This is a genomic window from Hyphomicrobiaceae bacterium, assembly GCA_041397645.1.
In the GTDB taxonomy this organism is placed as follows: domain Bacteria; phylum Pseudomonadota; class Alphaproteobacteria; order Rhizobiales; family Hyphomicrobiaceae; genus Hyphomicrobium_B.
Map to the genome: position 1 here is coordinate 1,955,966 of JAWKWE010000004.1, position 19,981 is coordinate 1,975,946.

The 19,981-nt window shown below is 60.1% G+C and carries 19 protein-coding genes and 1 riboswitch; of the genes, 6 read left to right on the forward strand and 13 right to left on the reverse strand.

The window, feature by feature from the left end; genetic code table 11:
* Positions 1-15: 15 nt before the first annotated feature.
* Positions 16-244: riboswitch (cobalamin riboswitch) on the reverse strand.
* An 83-nt stretch (positions 245-327) separates the two neighbouring features.
* The 3 genes from R3D51_09065 to R3D51_09075 are packed head-to-tail and all read right to left on the reverse strand — an operon-like array spanning position 328 to position 2,765.
* A complete protein-coding gene (locus R3D51_09065) occupies positions 328-489 on the reverse strand; it encodes a hypothetical protein (protein ID MEZ5899629.1) in 162 nt (53 codons plus the stop codon).
* Between the two features lie 24 nt (positions 490-513).
* Positions 514-1,737, reverse strand: a complete 1,224-nt coding sequence (locus R3D51_09070; GenBank protein ID MEZ5899630.1) for an MFS transporter — start codon at positions 1,735-1,737, stop codon at positions 514-516.
* On the reverse strand, positions 1,734-2,765 hold the full coding sequence (locus R3D51_09075; protein ID MEZ5899631.1) for a metallophosphoesterase: 1,032 nt from the start codon (positions 2,763-2,765) through the stop codon (positions 1,734-1,736). The genes R3D51_09070 and R3D51_09075 overlap by 4 nt, the downstream gene beginning before the upstream one ends.
* Positions 2,766-2,783: 18 nt before the next feature.
* On the opposite strand from R3D51_09075, the gene R3D51_09080 reads away from it, so the two are divergent.
* Positions 2,784-3,266 carry an NUDIX domain-containing protein gene (locus R3D51_09080; protein ID MEZ5899632.1) on the forward strand — a complete coding sequence of 161 codons (483 nt, stop codon included), beginning with the start codon at positions 2,784-2,786 and terminating at the stop codon, positions 3,264-3,266.
* 93 nt (positions 3,267-3,359) lie between these two features.
* Positions 3,360-3,881, forward strand: a complete 522-nt coding sequence (locus R3D51_09085; GenBank protein ID MEZ5899633.1) for an N-acetyltransferase — start codon at positions 3,360-3,362, stop codon at positions 3,879-3,881.
* Here the strand turns inward: R3D51_09085 and R3D51_09090 are convergent.
* From R3D51_09090 to glmM, 7 genes are all read right to left on the reverse strand, one after another.
* Positions 3,830-4,225, reverse strand: coding sequence for a hypothetical protein (locus R3D51_09090; protein ID MEZ5899634.1), 396 nt, complete (start codon positions 4,223-4,225; stop codon positions 3,830-3,832). The genes R3D51_09085 and R3D51_09090 overlap by 52 nt on opposite strands.
* Positions 4,226-4,337: 112 nt before the next feature.
* A complete protein-coding gene (locus R3D51_09095; protein ID MEZ5899635.1) occupies positions 4,338-5,630 on the reverse strand; it encodes an adenylosuccinate synthase in 1,293 nt (430 codons plus the stop codon).
* A gap of 278 nt (positions 5,631-5,908) precedes the next feature.
* A complete protein-coding gene (locus tag R3D51_09100; protein ID MEZ5899636.1) occupies positions 5,909-7,588 on the reverse strand; it encodes a mucoidy inhibitor MuiA family protein in 1,680 nt (559 codons plus the stop codon).
* A gap of 167 nt (positions 7,589-7,755) precedes the next feature.
* Positions 7,756-8,922: a phosphoserine transaminase gene (locus tag R3D51_09105; protein MEZ5899637.1), complete on the reverse strand. Its 1,167-nt coding sequence runs from the start codon at positions 8,920-8,922 to the stop codon at positions 7,756-7,758.
* A gap of 207 nt (positions 8,923-9,129) precedes the next feature.
* A complete protein-coding gene (locus tag R3D51_09110) occupies positions 9,130-10,032 on the reverse strand; it encodes an outer membrane beta-barrel protein (protein ID MEZ5899638.1) in 903 nt (300 codons plus the stop codon).
* A 301-nt stretch (positions 10,033-10,333) separates the two neighbouring features.
* Positions 10,334-11,170: an outer membrane beta-barrel protein gene (locus tag R3D51_09115; protein ID MEZ5899639.1), complete on the reverse strand. Its 837-nt coding sequence runs from the start codon at positions 11,168-11,170 to the stop codon at positions 10,334-10,336.
* Between the two features lie 239 nt (positions 11,171-11,409).
* Positions 11,410-12,759: a phosphoglucosamine mutase gene (gene glmM, locus R3D51_09120; GenBank protein MEZ5899640.1), complete on the reverse strand. Its 1,350-nt coding sequence runs from the start codon at positions 12,757-12,759 to the stop codon at positions 11,410-11,412.
* A gap of 388 nt (positions 12,760-13,147) precedes the next feature.
* Here glmM and R3D51_09125 point away from each other — a divergent pair, with 388 nt between their 5' ends.
* The 4 genes from R3D51_09125 (at position 13,148) to R3D51_09140 (ending at position 16,099) form a co-directional block, all read left to right on the forward strand.
* Positions 13,148-14,059 (forward strand): ParA family protein, encoded by a 912-nt coding sequence (locus tag R3D51_09125; protein ID MEZ5899641.1) that lies wholly within the window; start codon positions 13,148-13,150, stop codon positions 14,057-14,059.
* 99 nt (positions 14,060-14,158) lie between these two features.
* A complete protein-coding gene (locus R3D51_09130) occupies positions 14,159-14,659 on the forward strand; it encodes a hypothetical protein (GenBank protein MEZ5899642.1) in 501 nt (166 codons plus the stop codon).
* Between the two features lie 24 nt (positions 14,660-14,683).
* Complete coding sequence (locus R3D51_09135) at positions 14,684-15,298, forward strand: 2-hydroxychromene-2-carboxylate isomerase (GenBank protein ID MEZ5899643.1); 615 nt, start codon at positions 14,684-14,686, stop codon at positions 15,296-15,298.
* 141 nt (positions 15,299-15,439) lie between these two features.
* Positions 15,440-16,099 carry a rhomboid family intramembrane serine protease gene (locus R3D51_09140; protein MEZ5899644.1) on the forward strand — a complete coding sequence of 220 codons (660 nt, stop codon included), beginning with the start codon at positions 15,440-15,442 and terminating at the stop codon, positions 16,097-16,099.
* 9 nt (positions 16,100-16,108) lie between these two features.
* Here the strand turns inward: R3D51_09140 and R3D51_09145 are convergent, their stop codons facing one another.
* The 3 genes from R3D51_09145 to ftsH all read right to left on the reverse strand — a co-directional run bounded on the left by R3D51_09145 (position 16,109) and on the right by ftsH (position 19,778).
* Positions 16,109-16,660, reverse strand: a complete 552-nt coding sequence (locus tag R3D51_09145) for a YcxB family protein (protein ID MEZ5899645.1) — start codon at positions 16,658-16,660, stop codon at positions 16,109-16,111.
* A gap of 1 nt (position 16,661) precedes the next feature.
* Positions 16,662-17,759 carry a dihydropteroate synthase gene (gene folP / locus R3D51_09150; GenBank protein ID MEZ5899646.1) on the reverse strand — a complete coding sequence of 366 codons (1,098 nt, stop codon included), beginning with the start codon at positions 17,757-17,759 and terminating at the stop codon, positions 16,662-16,664.
* 78 nt (positions 17,760-17,837) lie between these two features.
* A complete protein-coding gene (gene ftsH / locus R3D51_09155; protein ID MEZ5899647.1) occupies positions 17,838-19,778 on the reverse strand; it encodes an ATP-dependent zinc metalloprotease FtsH in 1,941 nt (646 codons plus the stop codon).
* Between the last annotated feature and the right edge of the window lie 203 nt (positions 19,779-19,981).

Here is a 19,981-nt window from a genome sequence, read left to right on the forward strand (position 1 = left end):
CGCGCCCCGCACGGATGATGGGCGACGTGTGTCGGCAGGTCTCCTGGCTCACGGCTCGAACGCTTCCAGTCCGCCTTCCCGAACTAGACCATACGTGGTCCTGTCAGTGGCGCTTTTGGCTGAAAACTTGCCGTTTACAGTTGCGGGGGCAGCCTCGGTTTTGATCCCTTGCGGGCTCTCACCGTGTTCCCATTTTCACCGGCCGAATGTCACTTCGGTCGGAACCGTCACATCTGCATAAGGAACAGATCGAGCCGAACCCGTCAAGCGCGGCAAAACGGAAGTGTTGCGCGTATGCACCCATAAATGCACGTTCAGCGAAAATTGCTAGAAGCACCAGATCGCGTCAGACAAAGCGGCAAGATCAAGCAGGATGGCTTTTCCGCGCCAAGCAATGCCCGTAACGGCCACAACCACAAGGGCGCCGACGGCCGCCATAACCCATGGCCGCACCGAAGGTGGAAGTATCGATTTGTGATCGGGATCCATTTTCCGGTCCAGAACGATTGGCAATTATTCCGCTGGTTGAGGGTTGTGCCGCGGTGCGCTCTCTTCCTGAATCGGAAGGTGTATCAGAGCCGCAAACACGGCAAGCCCCAGAGAGATCCACCACATGATGTCATAGGATTTTGTGACGTCGAATAGGAATCCTGCGGACCAGGCTCCAAGAAACGACCCGATCTGATGGAAGAAGAACACGATGCCGTAAAGCATTGTCATCCACTGGGCGCCGAAGAACGTGCCAACCAACCCGCTCGTCAATGGAATGGTCGACAGCCATAACAGCCCCAGCGCAAAGCTCAAAATAATCACACTCTGGGGTGTGATCGGCAGAAATAGAAATCCCAGGAACACGATGGCACGGCCAAGATAGATGAGACTCAGCCCTACCCGCTTCGGGATGAAGCGCGCGGACTGACCTGCGGCCCATGTGCCTGCAAGATTTCCCAAACCCACAACTGTCAGTGCCGTGACGGCAACGCCTGGAGCCAGCCCCTGATCGGCGACGTATGCAGGCAAATGGGTGCTAAAGAACGCGACGTGAAATCCGCACACAAAGAAGCCGGCATTGAGTAGCCAATAGCTTGGCAACCGGAACGCTTGCTTTAGCGCCTCCCTCAGCGATTGGGAGGCTGCGCCTGTGACGTGCCTATGGGGCTGCCCGGAGATCAGGTAGGCGAGAGGAAGAATTGTCAGCGCGGTGAAAAGCAGAACGATCAGGCTCGATTTCCATCCGAGCTCCTCAATCAGCACATGCGCATAAGGCAGCGCGATCAAGATGCCGACGCCGCTACCCATGCCGAGCATCGCGATGGCCTGGGTTCTCAGCTCCACCGGCGCGGCGCGCGCGGCCGCTCCGACCATCGCGTTGACGCCTGCGCCTGCTACGCCAAGCCCGAGAAACACTCCCGCCACCAAAAGCATCGTCTCGCTGTGCGCCGCATATGTGAGGTAGAGACCTATTGCCGTCGTCACGCCGCCCATAACAGCAACGAGCCAAGCACCGTAGCGATCAGATGCAGCACCGACGAAGGGCGCTGCAATGCCCCACACCAAATTTGCTATGGCGATCGCCAGAGAAAAGACCTGCCGCCCTAACCCCAGATCCATCGAGATCGGCTTCAGGTAAAGCCCCATCACCTGCCGCAGCCCCATGGCGATTGCAGCAATCGAAGCCGCAGCCACGACGGCCAGCCACCATCTATCGCCCGGCGGCGTTATCTCGTCATGTTTCACGTCGGCATCTCCAGGATGCTCTCCGCCAATTTGACAATTTCACCGTTGGGCGTCTCCAGCCCGCGTATCGTATAGCGGATACGCAATCCGTCTTCGCCAGGGAAAAACGTGAAGATGTTGTAGCGCGCCAAAGGCTCGTCCTTATGCGCGCGGGCGGCGGACGCGGAAGGCACGCCGATGACCGGAATAGGCGCACTGCCGGTACGGGTTGCGGCATCGACATGCCAGTTCAGGCGCTCGCGGTGATTATGCCCGTAAAGTACCAGCTCTGCACCGGCGCGCTCCAAAACCCGGGCGAATTGAGCAGCGTCGGCCAACGCGCGGCGCGCACTAGCCAATCCGGGCAACGGAGGATGATGGATCAGTACCACGCGGATGACGTCTTCGTCGGCAAGCCTTTCCAGCATTTCGCCCGCCACTTCGATCTGATGCGCGCCAAGCCTCCCCGAAGCGACGAACGGCGGCGTCTCGATGGCCGAGTTCAACCCGATGAGCGCAAGCGGACCGATGCGACGTACAAACGGAAACGCGAGCGATCCCTCCTCGCAGCCCATATACGCGGCCCAGCGCGCGACGCCGATATGACCGGCAAGACGGGTGTAGACGTCGTGATTGCCGGGAACGACCGTCACGTCCTCGGGCGAGCCCAACGCATCGAGCCAGCTCCGCGCGGCCTCGTATTCCGACGGCAGCCCCAGGTTAATCAAATCGCCTGTGATGGCGATGTGGTCGGCACGCAGCGCGATGGCGTCCATCAACAACCGATCGGCGATCTCGCGCTCATGAACACGCTTGCGGCCGCGTTGCCAGTTGAGGAAGCCGAGCGTGCGTTTTGCATTCCAATGACGAAGCCCGAACCCAGCGATGGGCGAGAGATGAATGTCAGAAAAATGCGCGAGCGTGAACGGCGTCTTCATATCGGATGCTGTCGGAAGGGAGAACTTACCCGACCATGCTAACATGGTCCGCTTGCCAAGCACGGCAGAAACAGGCCACAAGTCCGTGTCTGTGGCGGGGCCGTCCGCCATGGCTTAGGGAGTCCGACGTTGCCCCACAAGAGCCTGATCAGGAAATTCTTTCAGAGCTACTGGCGTCTGTCGCGCAGCTTGAGCCTCGACGTGCGCGCCTGCGTGCGCGATGCACAGGGCAAGATCGGTTTGGTTCGCAGTTCCAGCGATGGTTCATGGCAGATGCCCGGTGGCATCGTCGAGACGGGAGAAACGTCGGCTGAGGCCCTGGCCCGAATTCTCGAACGAATCGCGGGGATCGAAATACTGGGCGATCCTCGGCTGGTTGCCATATATGCCAGGCCCGAGGGTGCCGATTTCGATCAACGCGCACTTTTCCTCGTGCCCTCCTGGCGGCGTTCCAGGGAGCCAAACATGGTGAAGATGTACGACGGCGCGGCTCCAGCCGCCCACGCGCTGACCTTCTTCGACTTGGACGGATTGCCGCACGACGTCGACAAGGCCGTTCCGCGACGCCTGGCGGAGATCGACCAGTCTCGTGCTTTGAGCGAGGTGTGGTAGAAGCGCGTCTGGCCGTCGGCATCCGTTGCCGCGATCAGCGATGAAATTCAGCCCCTCCCCTTCCCCGCGATCAGCTCCACAGAAATTCGACACATGCTGCCAATTGCATCCACGCGAAACGCACGGCCCGAAGACCTTCCCGCCATCTCGGCGCTTCATGCGCTCGTGTTCGGGCCCGGGCGCTATGCGCGCTCCGCCTATCGTGTGCGCGAAGGCAAGGGTATGTGGTCGCCGTTCTGTCGGCTGGCCGAGATAGGGACGCGCGTGATCGCGGCCTTGCGCCTGACCCCCGTAGTGATCGGTGAAACGGACGGAGCGGTCCTGCTCGGCCCGGTCGCCGTCGATCCCGAATTCGCCGGTCAGGGATACGGCCGCCGCCTCATCAGCGAGGCGCTGGACGACATGAAGGCTCATGGCGTTCGTCTCGTCATTCTGGTCGGAGACGAGCTCTACTATGGCCGCTTCGGCTTTCGCACAGTGCCATACGAGCAGATCACTTTACCCGGTCCGGTCAATCCGACGCGCGTGCTGGCACTGGAACTTCAGGACGGCGCGCTGCCCACCTATCGCGGCGTCATATCGGCACGTCCCAGTGCCGAGGCAGGCAAAGGCTGATCGGCTTCGACCGATACACAGCGCGAGAAATCTAGCGTGCACGAAAGCGTTTCCGACGAATAGCGGCGCTTTCCTGCTGTCAGCTGCGCGCTGCCCTTAAAAAGGATTTCGTTGATGGCCGGGCGGATCTCGATCGCATCCGCATCACCGCGAATGCGATACGTATCGGAAATGATTTCCGCATGTCCGCGCGCAATTATGTCGCCGGTTTTCTCATCCGCTATCTGCTCATCGGCGATCAGCACAACGCCGCGCGGAAGCCCCGCCAGAACCGGTGCGCTCAAGATAACTTGCGCAAAAAACAACAAGCCGGGAAGACACCACTCGATATCACCGCGCCGCATCGCACTCAAAAAGCCTCGCACACTCACGCTACCACGGCCTTCATAGCGCCAGGCCATGGCCGCAGTGGGGTGAGTGTGTGGAAAACGTGCGGCGGAGCGTGGGTTCGAGGGGTCAGCCCAGGAACGGATCCTTCATGAGGATCGTGTCCTCGCGCTCCGGGCTGGTAGAGAGCAGCGTCACCGGGCACTCGATCAGTTCTTCTACACGGCGCACGTACTTCACTGCTTGGGCGGGCAAATCGGCCCAGCTACGCGCGCCTTGCGTCGATTGCGACCAACCCTCGAAGTCTTCCCAGATCGGCTCGATGCGTTGCTGAGCGTTGAAGCCCGCAGGCAAGCGGCTCAGCCGTTCCCCATCGAGCTTGTAGCCAACGCAAATCCGGATCGTCTCGAAGCCGTCAAGCACGTCGAGCTTGGTCAGCGCAATACCGTCGATACCCGAGACCTTGGCGACTTGGCGCACGAGCACGGCGTCGAACCAGCCGCAGCGGCGTTTGCGTCCGGTCACGGTTCCAAACTCATGCCCCCGTTGGCCGATCTTCTCACCAATGTCATCGTTAAGTTCGGTAGGGAAAGGACCAGAACCGACGCGCGTGGTATAGGCCTTGGCAATCCCAAGCACGTAGCCCACCGCGCGAGGGCCGACTCCCGATCCCGTAGCAGCCTGCGCCGCAACGGTGTTGGACGAAGTCACGAACGGATAAGTACCATGGTCGATGTCGAGCAGCGCGCCTTGGGCCCCCTCGAAGAGGATGCGCTTGCCCTGGCGATGCACCGTGTCGAGCAGTTCCCACGTGACGTCCATGTAGGGGAGAACCTTCGGCGCAACCTCTTTCAGCTCCGCCATCAATTTGTCCTGGGCAATCTCAGGCTGCCCCAGGCCGCGACGCAGCGCGTTGTGATGCACCAGAATGCGCTCGACCTTGGGAGCGAGCGTTCCCAGATTGCGCAGGTCTTGCACGCGGATCGCGCGGCGGCCAACCTTATCCTCATAGGCTGGGCCGATGCCGCGGCCAGTCGTGCCGATCTTGCCCGTACCGGCCGCGTCTTCACGGATCTGGTCGAGCTCGCGATGCAGAGGCAGGATCAGTGTCGCATTTTCGGCCAGACGCAGGTTGTCGCGCGAGATGTGAACGCCCTGCTTCTGCAGCCGCTCGATCTCAGCGACCAGCGCCCATGGATCAACGACGACACCATTGCCGATAACGGCAAGCTTGCCGGGACGCACCACGCCCGACGGTAAAAGCGATAGCTTGTAGACGTTCTCGCCAATGACCAGGGTATGACCCGCGTTGTGCCCACCCTGGAAACGCACCACCACGTCGGCGCGCTCGGAGAGCCAATCGACAATCTTGCCCTTGCCTTCATCGCCCCACTGGGCGCCGATGACTACGACGTTGGCCATGCTCGATCCTTGTCACGTTCCAAGCCGCGCTTGACGCGCGCAAGGCCCCGGCGCGTGACCAGGGCCTCACTTTGTGTTGCAGCTCAAAGACGCTTTGCCTAGCGTCCAAATTCTTGAGGCCCGGTTATATCGAACTGACCCGGCCGGCAAGTCCAAAGGGCCCATTTCAAGGGGGCACACGGCGCATTGCGCTGCTTTGACGCCCGAAGCACTGAAAATTTCAGCACCAAGGGCTCTTTAAGACCGATTGGGCGGTTCCTGCGCACCGCCGAGGCCGGTCACTGACCGGAGTAGTAAATCGCCTTGGCACCTGGCCAGGTGATCCGATAGCCGTATTCAAAAACCTTTTCCTCATCGGGCTCTAGCTTGGCTTCAAACGACATCACGCCGCGCTTGTCGTCGAAATCGGTTTTGGTCGGCTGGTTGCGGCCGAGGAAGTCGACTTTGATTTCCTGGTTCAACGCAACCGGAACCTGGTCGATCATCTCGAGCTGAATGGGCCGCTCGTGCATGTTCTTCACGGTTACGCGGTAATTGCGTACATCCGTGTGGGATGAAGATATCAGCCCTGTCTCTCCGCGCTTTTCCTCGATGATGGCGTGGCGCACCTTCACCTGATCGTCGATGCCAAAGCCCAGGTCATGACTTTCTCCGGGGTTCAACAGCGGAACAGTGCCGGTTCCCACAAACGTTCCGTCACGAAAGAGATAGACGTCTCCCGGGAGCAGCGGCGTGCCCTTGGCAAACGACATCTTCGCGTAGAGATAGGCTTTGGGATCGGTCTTGGGCACAGTGCGGCAGAAAAGCTGTGGCTCGGTCGACTCCGTCGTGAGGACTACGCGCTTGGCTTCACCCGTGCCTGCAATGCTGACGCGTCCGGGTACCGCAAATGTTGCCTCGAAGGGCGCAACCGTCATTACGCTCTTCATCTCTTCGATAGGCTCGGCGGCAGGCGGAGGCGGTGCGGCGACAATCTCCGCTGGCATGTCTAGTGCCATGCCATCTGCCTCGCTATCGCGCGCCATCGACCGCTTCACCTTTGCGGTGGGCACCGGGCGAACTTCCGGCTCGAAATCCACCGTGACCGTCTGAAGCTCGGGTGCGGACGCTCCGCCTGACGGACGAGCGGTCGACAACTCGATCTGCGCATCCTGCCAGTCCTCGCCCGAACGCTGCGAGATTGCGGCACGGCGCGCCAGTTCCAGCGTGGCCGGCTCTGTCTTGGATCCGGTATTGAGGCGCGCGTCATAGAGCGGTGTCCAGGAGGCGTTCCCAACTTGATAGCGAATGATCAGATCCGCTTCCAACGGGGAGGAGGCGGCAACATGGATCTTCACTTCTGTCTGCTCGGACTTGGCGGGTGCCAATTGCGACAGCTTCTTCTCCAGATCCTCGATCTGGCGTTCCAGATCGCGCGTCTTTGCCTGTGCTTCGATCATCGCGCGCGCCGCATCGCTCGAACCTTGCGCAATGAGCCCGAGTACGCGCGACCAATCCTCCCCGGCGCCACCGGAACCGGGAGGCGCAGGACGCATCGGAAGCTGCGCAAGATTAGTGATCAGAGACTTTTGCGTTTCCGCGGCAGCAATCTGCGCATCTGCAGTCGCTTTCTGATCCCGCAGCGCTTCGATCTGGTCTTCAATCTTCTTGCGCTCCTGATCTGCGGCCTCGGAATCCTGGCGGCTTAGAAAAGTACGACGCGTATCGACCGACGAAATATCGAGCTTGCCCGTGGCGTTGCCTTCGACACGTATGGAGCCGGTAACAGCAGAGGCAGGTATATCGATAATCGTGATGGTGTGGTCGCCTTTGTCGAGCTTCACTTTGGTCAGCCGCGAAACTTCAGCGCCCGACAGGAACACCGTCACGGAATCGATCTTTGACGTCGCGGTCAGATCGGCGGCATTTGCCGTCGCGGAAAACGCCACGAGAAAAACAAGACACGCAATTCTGTACATGAGTTATTTCATCCAAACGCGCGCCGGCGCGCGATTACCAGTTACCTATATGAGACCGCTTAGCCTGTATAAAGCTTGGGTAGTATGACGCGGCTCGTTGTCGGAAAAAAGCTCTTTGCCGCAGCGCGCCCGCGATTAACCAAGGTCGGCTTATTTCTTGCGATTCATCAGGAATATCCAGCCTTGACCTCGCAATGAGCCCATTCCAGCCATGCCGTCAGACATTCAAGATCGGCCGTCTCGACGGTTGCACCCGTCCAAATGCGCAGACCATGCGGAACACCCCTGTAGGCCGCGAAGTCGAACCCAGCGCCCTCAGCTTCCAGCAGCTTCGTCAGCTGGGAAACGAAACGATCGCACGCTTCCTCGCCCCCTTTGGCAACATCGGGATCAACGAACCGCAGACAGACCGACGTATTGGAGCGCGTCTGTGGATCCTGCGCCAAAGGTACGAGCCAGTTCGTCGTCGCAGCCCAATCGTAGATGACGGCCGCATTGCGGTCTGCGCGGGCGATGAGGCCGTCAAGGCCACCCAAACTCTCCGCCCAACTCAGAGCGTCGGCGTAATCCTCCACGCACAGCATGGAGGGCGTGTTGATGGTGATGCCGTCGAACACGTCGCGAAGGATCTTGCCCTTGTCCTTGAGCCGCATGATCTTTGGGATGGGCCAAGCAGGCGTGTAGCTCTCCAACCGTTCAAACGCGCGCGGCGACAGAATGATCATGCCGTGCGCAGCCTCACCGCCCAGTACCTTCTGCCACGAATACGTGAGCACATCGATCTTGGCGAAGTCGATCCTTTGCGCAAAAACGGCGGACGTACCATCGCAGAAGGTCAGACCTTCGCGCTTGTCGCTGATCCAGGATGCATCCTTCACACGCACGCCCGTCGTCGTGCCGTTCCAGGTGAAGATTACGTCGCGCGCGGGATCGGCTTGCGACAGGTCGGGCAACAGCCCCCAGTCGGCATCGAACACGCGCAAATCGCCAAGCTTGAGGATGTCGAGCGCGTCCTTGAGCCAGATACGTCCAAAGATCTCCCAGGCGAAGACGTCGGTGCCGCGTGCGCCCAACATATTCCACATCGCCATCTCGAATGCGCCGGTGTCCGAGGCAGGAACGATTGCGGCCTGATAACCCTCGGGCAATTGCAGAATCTCGCGCGTGCGCGCAATCACATCCGCGAGCTTGGCCTTGCCTTCGCGCGAACGATGAGAACGTCCGATCAACGCACCCGACAGCGCCTGCGGCGTCCAACCGGGCCTTTTGGCGCACGGGCCGGACGAAAAGCGCGGATTGACGGGCCTTGCAGAAGGCTTTGCGTTACGGGTCATGGTGTTCCTGGACATTGAAATTAAATCGTGCCGCCGATCTTGAGGCGCGTTTGCGCCGGGGTCTAGGACGCCGTCCGCACCACGTCAAGCCAGGGTCGATAAATGGCGGAAAAGTTGGGGTAAGATCTCAAATAGTAAGACGAGGGGCGCACCTTTCGGTTCGCCCCTCGTTACGCTCCTTCACAAACCTATGTCGTCCGCGCTGCTTTAATCGATGTTGAAGCGCAAGCCTGTACGGAACTGATGCTGAATAGTGTCGCCGTAAGTGACGGTGCTGGTCGCTCCGGCATGGGTCGGCGCCGTGATTTGAATGGCGTTGCTCTCCCACAGCATCTGATAGCCGTTGTCCCAGATGATGTCCGGCGTGATCTGGTAAGAGAAGCCGGCCATGGCAGCGAGCGCAATGTCGAAGCGATCGGTTTCGTACTTCGTTTCGGACAATTCGTACGACTGTAGGCTGGAATTAATGCCTGCACATGCCGTTCCGTCGAACGTCGGGTCAGAAGCGTCGGACGAATACAAGCAATCTGCGTGTTCGCGCGAGGTGCGCGTCATCGAGCGCCACGTCACACCAACGCCACCGCCGATGTACGGGCGCAGACTCCACCCGGTCGGAATGTCGTAGAACATGTTGAACATCGCGGTGGTGCGTCCGACCTTCACTTTGTCGAAGCGCGTAACAGCGTAGTGGCCGACTATCGTCGTATCGTCGATGGCCTGCGCATCCATATAGTGCTCTTCGGAGGGACCAGCGACCTTGAAGTCGTCATAGAAGTCGAACGACACCTCGGCGCGGATGTTGGGCGTCAGGTAGGTACCGCCACTGATGCCGCCGTACATCGTCTTGTTGAGGTTGTCGCGTACCGGCATCGAGGTGCCGATCTCGTCGATGGTCGAATCATCCACCAGAACGCCGCCGGCTGCGACGCCGATGTACCATTCAGCACTGCTCACCGGAATTGGTGCAGGTGCGGGAACCGGCACACCGCCAGCGCCACCGTAATCCTTGATGCCACCGCTATACCAGTCGGCCGCCGTTGCCGGCGTCGAGCCGACCAACGCCAGACCGGCCATCAAGCCCATCGTAAAGCGCGCTTTGCGAACATTCATTTTCTTACAGTCCCTCGTCTTCAGCTCGCAGAAGCTCTTGGCGCTTCTCGACGCTCCCCATGCTCAACTTCGCAACAACAGCAGGCAGGGCCTTCCTGAACGACGCTCCCCGAGACGCCCGTTACAAGGGCGCGCTACGCGTACAGGAACAAATGAGGGATCGAACACGAAAGGCTTTCAGGACTTGAACCCCTTCCGCCCCTGGTGCCGGCAGCCGGACTGGCGTTGTTTGCCACCCTCAGCTGCCGTCTTCTCGTCTCACTGGAGGCAGATCGCTCCGCCCCCAAAACTCATCTCTGCTTCAGCGCAAATCGTAACGAAGGCCGAAACGGAACTCGTGGGCGTTCATGTCGTCCCAGCCGACATTGAGCGCGTTACCATTGGTCTGCAGCGCATTCCCGGTCTCGACATCGCCGAGATGGAGGAAGCGGTAACCGATATCGAGATAAAGGCCGCGGCCGCTATCGACCATGACGGGCTCATCCTTCACACCGCCCATGTAGACAGGCTGGCCGCCGCGCAGCTTCACGGTCAGGCCAGCCATGGCGGCGACTGCAAAGTTCGTGGTGCTGGAGCCGCCGTAGGTCGCATCGCCGAAGTTGGCGCCGCAGGCCGACACGCAGCCGAGCGTGCCGCTGCCCGTCGAAAGATGCGCAAAGCCGATGCCCGCGCCGAGATACGGCATGAAGCGACCACCGCGGTTGAAATCGTAATAGAGGTTGGCAAGGCCAACGACGCCGTCGACGTCGGTGGAGGTTCCAAGCGTACAGCACGTTGCTTCCGCGGTTCCGGAAACGTCTGCGGACGTGCGATATTCAAGCGTCAGGTCGCCGCGAAATCCGCGGCCGAAGTACATGCCGACGCCGCCGCCGACGCCCCATCCATTGTCAATGTCGCTGTTGCCACCAGAGATCGCTGAGGGAGGATTGACCAGCCCCTGATCGACGATGGAAATATCGTCGATGGTGTGGAAGGCCAATGAGCCATCGGCGCGGAGATAGACGGAGGGACCGGCAGAAACCATAGGCGCCACGTATTGTGGATCCTTCATGCCACCATAAAGGTCGGCCGCGTTTGCGCCGAAGACCGTGCTGAACAGAATGGCTGCGCCAAGCGACAGGGTGCGCGTAAATGCCATGGGGAACTTCCTTTCGATAGTCGCCTCGCCAACGCAAATACACGTCTTGGCGGAGCTGTGTTACGCATCATCAGCGCCGACTATCGCGAACAATCTTTAAAGTAGGTTTAATTGCGTTCCGTTTTGCGACACGCATCGCCGCCGTTCGTTAAACAGGCGTTAACGCAAGCGCGTACGCGCGCCTGGAATGCTAAGCGGCGCCCGCGCTTTGATGTTGCAATGTACGCTTTGGTGGGATCTCAGGCCGCAGCGACGGAACGAACCGCATCAACGATGTCACCGACGACTGTGGTCACGACGCCTTCGTCGTCGCCTTCCGCCATAACGCGGATGACAGGTTCTGTACCCGACGGCCGAATCACCAGACGACCGTGATCGCCGAGTTTCTGCTTTGCGCTTTCGATAGCCTTGACCACGCGGCTGTCCTCGAGCGGACGGCCGTTGGCATAGCGCACGTTCTGAAGAATCTGCGGCAGTGGGTCGAACCGATGACAGACTTCCGAGACGGGCTTTCCCGTCGATACGACGCAGGCCAACACTTGCAGAGCCGAAACGAGGCCATCGCCCGTCGTAGTAAAATCCGACAATACGATGTGGCCGGACTGCTCGCCGCCGACATTGAAGCCGTGCTTGCGCATGTGCTCCGTCACGTAGCGGTCGCCGACCGGCGTACGGGCTAAGGTAAGACCTTTGCCTTTGAGATAGCGTTCCAGGCCGAGGTTACTCATCACCGTCGCCACTATGCCCCCGGCCGCGAGCTTGCCGCGCAAATGCCAGCTCTCCGCGATGACCGCCATCAGCTGATCGCCATCGACGATATGGCCCTTCTCGTTGACTATCACGACGCGATCGGCATCGCCATCGAGCGCAATGCCGATGTCGGCGCGCACTTCCTTGACCTTCGCCACAAGGGCATCGGGAGAGGTCGAGCCGCACTTGAGATTGATGTTGAGACCGTTGGGTTCCACCCCGATCTTGATGACTTCCGCGCCCAGTTCCCAAAGCGCTTCGGGGGCAACCTTGTAGGAGGCGCCGTTCGCGCAATCGATCACGATCCGCAGGCCGTCAAGCCGCAAATTCTTTGGCAACGTCCGCTTGGCGAACTCGATATAGCGCTCTTGCGCGCTTTCGACTCGCGTGGCGCGCCCGATGCGCTCGGCCGGCGCCAGAAGGGATTTGGTGTCGCCATCGATGAGATCCTCGATCTGGCGCTCCATCTCATCAGACAGCTTGTAACCGTCAGGATCGAAAAGCTTGATGCCGTTGTCGTTGGAAGGATTGTGGGAAGCCGACAGCATCACCCCAAGATCGGCACGCAGCGACCGGGTCAGCATGGCGACGGCCGGTGTCGGCATCGGGCCGAGGAGGAAGACATCCATTCCCACCGAGGTAAAGCCGGACATGAGTGCGGCTTCGAGCATGTAACCGGAAAGGCGCGTATCCTTTCCGATCACCACGCGATGGCGGTGTGTGCCAGACTGAAACACCTTGCCGGCTGCCATCCCGACCTTGAGCGCCACTTCCGAGGTCATCGGATGCGAATTGGCGAGCCCACGAATTCCGTCGGTCCCGAAATAGCGGCGTGACATGAGTACCCTCGTCCTCAGCGGTTGGTGGCGTCGCGTATGCCTTTGCACAGCGGTCTTGGGAGACTTTGCAAGAGCGGTGCAAACGAACCGACACCCCTACCCCGACCGCCCGACATGGTAAATGCCGTTATTGGCGGGGCAAGAGCGCCACACATCAAAACAACTTGCACGACATTACCTCCAAGACGTTGAGCTTAGGCAAATTTCGCACCACTTTCACGCAGCAGTTGCATCCACAGCCAAGGCCGGGCCGATCCCGGCTTTTGGCATGGCGCAGGGTCACGGAATCGGCCCATAGCTCGCCTAATGGAGGCAGCCGGAAGGCGTTTTCGCCTATTTTACATGTGCCGCGTTCGCGTGGCGTTCCTACGAGGGGGTATTGGTTGTAATGGCGGTCTTTCTTGCAGTGGCAAATCGCAAGGGTGGTGTTGGCAAATCCACGATTGCGGTCATGCTGGCACATGCGTTGAGCGTGTACGGGGGCAAGCGAGTGCTGGTGCTCGACCTTGATTCCCAGTGCAATGCCTCGCTGATCCTAATGGGCGGCCAGGGATGGAACGAAGCCCGCAAGGCCGGCAAGACCATCTCGGACTACTTCTACGACCTGTTCGACGGAATCCCCGCAAATGCGCGTGACTATGTCGCCCGCAACGTTGGCGACGTCGCGGCCGCTAACGGCAAACCAGCCCCTGTCGCCCTGGTGCCCGGCTCGCTGCTGCTGGAGGACATTCAGGGCGAACTCTATCTGAAGCAGGCAAGCCAAAGCCATATCCCCGACGTTGTGGCTAACCGCGTCCGCGGGCGCATCGAGCTGCTCATTCGGCGCTTCGAAGGCGATTTCGACGTGGTGATCCTCGATTGCCCGCCGGGTCTGTCGTTTGCCGCCCTGGCAGCGCTGAAAGCGGCCGACAAGGTCATCGTGCCGTTCCGGCCCGATTACGTGTCCCAGCTCGCGGTCGACCGCATCGCGCTGCTGATAGAGGACAAGCGCACCATCGACGATCTGGCCGAGATCCCCATCGAGGATCGGCGGTACACCTGCTTGGCCAACTACGTGCGCGACGACAACAAGCATTACATGCTGATTGAGGAAATCAGTCTGGTTCATCCGCTGATGGAGACCTTCCTGCCGCAGCGCGAAGGCATCGCCAACGCCTTCGACTATATCAACGAGCGCCGCTCCATCGAAACCAAGTATGGGGACGCGATCGGCGATGTGAAAGAACTTCACATCGAGACGGAAAAGCTGCTGGAGCAGATCGCCAAATCAGCGCAGAAAGACAGAGTTGCAGCCCAGTAGCCTCGTCTGCGCAAGCGACATTGGCCTCTTTTGGGGCTTTGGTTTCATGGTGTGGTACGGATTTCTGGTTCCACGGTTTCTTGAACGGACAATCTTGCGATGAGCAAAGGCGTTCAGCTCTGGCCTGGCGATCGGATGCGGGCATTTTACCGCCGGCACATTACGGCGGAGAGTTCGCTCGACCCGAAAACCACAGAACGTCTCGTCGAGGCGCTCACCAAGGCCACCAATCGGATGTTGGTCTGGGAAATGCCTGCCGAGCCTGCCGCCGCTAAGGTCGAGGGTGGCAAGGCCGCGAAAGCCTCCGCCAAGACCAGTGCCCAAACAAATGCAAAGTCTGGCAAGTCTCCCGAGGCCGCGCCAAACGATCCGCCTTTCGATCCGTATGCGTTTTCCGCCATGGTCATACTCGCCAAGCAGGGGAGCGAGGCGCTTGCTGCACGCTTGGCCGGGATCAAGAGCGTCGATCATCTCAAGAAGCTCGCCGACGCTCAGCACCTTGGGTTCGATCGCTCGCTGACCAAGATCGACGACGTGCGCAAAGCCCTGCTAAAAGCTGCTGAACAGCGGCTCGCCGACCGGCGCGCTGCCGCAAGCTGACGCAACGCTCATTCGGGACGTCGTATGGCCTCCAAACCCAAGCTAGAGTTCTTCTACGAATTCGCCTCGACATACTCGTACCTGTCCGCCATTCGCATAGACGATCTTGCCGCGCGCGCGGGAATCGATGTGGCTTGGCGGCCTTTTCTATTGGGGCCGATCTTCGCCAGCCAGGGATGGACGACCTCGCCCTTTAATCTATACCCGGCCAAGGGCCGCTATATGGTGCGCGACATCGAGCGAATCGCAAAGGCGCGCGGACGCAAATTCGTCATGCCGGCAGTCTTTCCGGCAAACGGCCTGGCGGCGGCGCGCATCGCGCTTGCCGGCGAGAAGGCGGGCTGGATCAAGGATTTTTCCCGCCGCGTCTACGAAGCGCAATTTGAACGTGGGGAGGATATTTCCAACCCCGACATTTTGCGCAGGCTCCTCGATGATTTGAAGCTCGACGCCGACGTCGCTATGGCGCAGGCCAATGCGCCGGAGAACAAGGACCGGCTGAGGGCACAATCCACGCGCGCCGCCGAACTCGGATTGTTCGGCGCACCGTCTTTCGTCACACCCGATGGCGAGCTGTTCTGGGGCGATGACCGGCTGGAACAGGCAATATCCTGGACGCTGGGGCCCAAGAAAACCTGAACGTCGGCACATCGAGCAATTTTCCGACGTTTTACATCAATTCCATTCGCATCCTCACTGAATTAGAATCCGACCCGCCGCCGGAGTTGCGCCTTCCGGCTGTCTCTCTCTGAACGGCGCGGCACGAACCACGAGGCCAGCATGTTCCCTGTCGGTGATGACGACTCCACAATCCGATCAACGACCTACGTTACCTACACGCTCGTGGTCATCAACGTTCTGGTATTCTTGCTTGAGCTGGCAGGGGGGAATGCCTTTATCCAGGAGTGGTCGTTCATTCCGGCGCGGTTCACGCGCAACCCTTCAAGCGATGCCATCACAATTCTCACAGCCATGTTCATGCATGGCGGATGGATGCATTTGTTCGGTAACATGCTCTACTTGTGGATCTTCGGAAACAATGTGGAGGACCGGATCGGCTCTATCCGCTTCCTGATCTTCTATCTCGTGTCAGGCTTGGCGGCGACCTTTGCCCAGTACTATTTCTTGCCCCATTCAAACGTGCCAAACGTCGGAGCGTCGGGCGCCATCGCAGGCGTGCTGGGCGCGTATCTGGTGATGTTTCCAAAAGCAAGGGTCAACGTCGCTATTGGCTATAACGTCGTACCTATGCCCGCCATTCTGGTACTCGGATTCTGGATCGTGCTTCAGCTGTTCAGCGGCGTCGGTTCCATCGCAACAACAGACGAGACCATGAGAGACGTTGGCGGCGTTGCATACATGGCGCACATTGGCGGCTTCTTCACGGGCATCCTGCTTGCGCTCGTCATGGGCGGACGAAGGCCAACCAACATGGCTTAGCGCTGTGTCTCAGCCCGTTTCCCTGACGATGTGCGCCTTGCAAGCAGCAATGAATTCAGCACGCTCGCGTTCGCATCTGAACGCACGCGGCGGAATGATGTTACCGGCAGCGGGCTCAAACCACAAAATCACGTAGCCATCGAACTCCGTAACGTCCTCGAAACGGCTCCAGGCCATCTGGTTGCTGAGCCCGGGGGACGAAGATTTGATCCCATCTTCAGAAACCTCGAGCTGCCGCTCGGCGAGCACGGGCCCTCCCGGTCGGACACCTCTTTTGCTTTGCGCAAAATACTGAGCCCATAGCGAACCCAGAATTATCGTCACCCCCGCTGCGAGGCCGACGGCGAAGGACACCATGTTGTTAGGTCCTAAGCCGAACGCTGGTATCAACACGTGCGCCGCGGCCAGGAAAAGCGGCAGCACCAGAAGCGTAAGAACCAGCGCGGTGGCCTTGCTGGAGGTTTGCTGGCCAGAGATGCGGTTCATCCGCGTTTTGACCGCGCGCTGGTAAACCGCGACATCGGCTGGCTCGAGCTTGTATGTCAGGTGACGGGGCTGCATTTCACGCCAACCCGGCTTCCGTGCCAGCAACACTCGCGCGCCAAACCTCGACAGCCTGCCGCGTCTCGGCGACGTCATGTACGCGCACGATCTGGACACCTTGCGCTATCCCGCACAATGCGGCTGCGAGCGATCCCGGCATGCGGTCCTTTGCTTCCGGCACATCGCACAACTGCCCGATCATTTTCTTGCGCGAGGCACCCAGCAGAAGCGCAACGCCCAAGCCATGATAGAGCGACAGCTTCTGCATGACGGCCACGTTGTGATGCAGATGCTTGCCGAAACCTATGCCGGGATCGGCAACGATCCTCTCGCGCGGAATGCCCGCGGCGACACACTCTCCAATGCGCTTGTCGAGATAATCGAAGACGTCGAGCACGACGTCGTCGTAGCGCGGGTTGTCATTCATGGTCTTGGGATCGCCTTGGGCGTGCATCAGCATGACAGGCAAGCCGCTGGCAGCCGCCACATCGAGTGACTTGGGATCGTGCGTGAGCGCGGACACGTCGTTCAAGATGTCCGCGCCAGCAGCCGCGGCCTGGCGCATAACTTCCGCCTTGCGGGTATCGACGGAGATGACGGCTTTCGTTTTTGCCCGCAAGCCTTCGATCACAGGGATGACACGCGACAGCTCCTCCTTAAGCGCGACAGCGTCCGAGCCGGGCCGCGTGCTTTCTCCTCCGATGTCGAGGATATCGGCTCCCTCCTCGATCAAACGCAAACCGTGTGCGATAGCCGCTTGGGCACCCGAGAACTGCCCGCCATCCGAGAAACTGTCCGGCGTCACATTGACGATCCCCATGATGCGCGGACGCTTCAGATGCAGCCCCGCCAGCGGCGCACGTTCTCCTTGGAATGCCTCGTAAGTTTCCCACATCTGGTCGCCGTCGAAGGGCGGATGGTACCAGTCCTGTGCCTCGAAGGCTTCCACAAGGCGACAGCGCCCCGGTCCATGATCCGCGCGTCTGATCAGTTCGACGTGAGCAAACCCGATGTCGTCTCGCCCGCATAGTGGTTGCAGGCCAACGGTATTAGGATCGAGCTTATCGCGCACCGTCGCGAACGAAATGACCGGGCGCATATAATAGCTTCGGGTCAATGCGGGGCCTCCGAAAGAAACAGCCCCCGGGAGGTGTTTTCCGGGGGCTGCCAGATTTTGTCGGTTTGAACCGCCGCGTCAAGACTGCGGCTGAGGCTCCATGCCGCCCGAAGGCTCGCCACGCGGGCGCGGTGCACGACCAGCGGTCGGAACAGCCGAGCCCGTGGCGCCACGCGGTCCTTCGTCGTCCGAACGCCGGACTACCTTTTCACCGCGCATGATAGCGCCGCACTCATCGCCGGTGATGGTCTCGTACTCCATCAGCGCCTGCGCCATGGCCTCGAGTTCGGCCTTATGTTTGGTCAACACTTCCCAAGCCTTGGCTTCGCCCGTGGTCACGATACGACGCACTTCTTCGTCGATCAGATTGGCCGTCTCTTCGCTCATGTTCTGACGCTGCGTGATCGAGTGACCGAGGAACACCTCCTGCTGGTTCTCGCTGTAAAGCAGAGGCCCGAGCTTGTCTGACATGCCCCACTCGGTCACCATGCGCTTGGCGATGTTGGTCGCCTGGCTGATGTCGCTCGACGCACCCGTATTGAGGTGCTCACGGCCGTAAATGATCTGCTCGGCAACGCGACCACCGAACGCCATGGCGATCTTGGCCTCGCACCACTGCTTGGAGTAGCTGAGCTTGTCGCGCTCAGGCAGGCTCATGGTAACGCCCAGCGCGCGGCCGCGCGGAATGATCGTCACCTTGTGCAGCGGATCGTTGCCTTCGACCACGATATTGACGATAGCGTGCCCTGCCTCGTGATAGGCGGTTGCAAGCTTCTCCTCTTCGGTCATGGCCATGGTCTTGCGCTCGGCGCCCATCATGACCTTGTCCTTGCTGTCTTCGAACTCGGCTTGGGTCACGAGACGCTTGTTGCGCCGCGCGGCCAGCAAGGCCGATTCGTTGACAAGGTTGGCCAAATCCGCGCCCGAGAAGCCCGGCGTACCACGCGCGATGACCTTGGGATCGACGTCGGGTGCCAGCGGCACCTTCTTCATGTGAACGCGCAGGATCTTTTCGCGGCCAGCCACATCCGGGTTCGGAACCACGATCTGACGGTCGAAACGACCAGGGCGCAGCAACGCGGGATCAAGCACGTCGGGACGGTTGGTCGCCGCGATGATGATGATGCCTTCGTTGGCTTCAAAGCCGTCCATCTCCACCAGCAACTGGTTGAGCGTCTGCTCGCGCTCGTCGTTGCCGCCGCCTAGGCCAGCGCCGCGGTGACGACCGACAGCGTCGATTTCGTCGATGAAGATGATGCACGGCGCATTCTTCTTCGCCTGCTCGAACATATCGCGCACGCGCGATGCGCCGACGCCCACGAACATCTCGACGAAGTCAGAACCCGAAATGGTGAAAAACGGCACGTTTGCTTCGCCAGCGACCGCACGCGCGATCAGCGTCTTGCCGGTGCCGGGAGGACCAACCAGAAGCGCGCCGCGCGGAATGCGTCCGCCTAGCCGTTGAAACTTTTGCGGATCGCGCAGGAACTCGACGATCTCTTCCAGATCGGCCTTGGCCTCGTCCACGCCTGCGACGTCCTCGAACGTCACGCGGCCCTGACGCTCGGTCAGCAGCTTGGCGCGGCTCTTACCAAAGCCCATGGCCCGGCCCGAGCCCGACTGCATCTGACGCATGAAGAACACCCATACGCCGATAAGAAGCAGCATGGGGAACCACGACAGCAGGATGCCCGTCAGCGACTGCATCTCGTCTTCAGCCGGTTGGGCGCTGAAGTTCACGCCCTTTTCGCGCAACTTGGCGACCAAGCTGGAATCGTCGGGCGCGTAGGTCCGGAAGCTCGTCCCTTTGGGGCCTGCCTCGCGGTATGTGCCGGTGATGCGTTTGCCCTGCAGAACCACCTTCGAGACCGAGCCCTTATCGACCGCCTCCAAGAACTCTGAGTAGGCAATGTCGTCGCTCCGGCGGGCCTGGGAGGTGTTCGAAACCAGGTTCCACAACGCGAAGACCAGCACGAGCATTGCTGCCCAAATCGCAAGCCTTTGATAATTTTGATTCATTTGAGTTCCCAAAGAGGCCGGTAGTCTATTGCAACCCTAGCCGGCGGCCATAAGACCCGCATTCGTGCCGTTAACATAGGGTTCCCCCGTCAATCGCACAAGCAAAGCCCCTTATATGGTCAAAGAGATAAGATCTGCAGAACTGGAAGAGCTTGCCCGCCAAGCCCTGACATATCGCTAATTCACATTGAACCAACGTTATC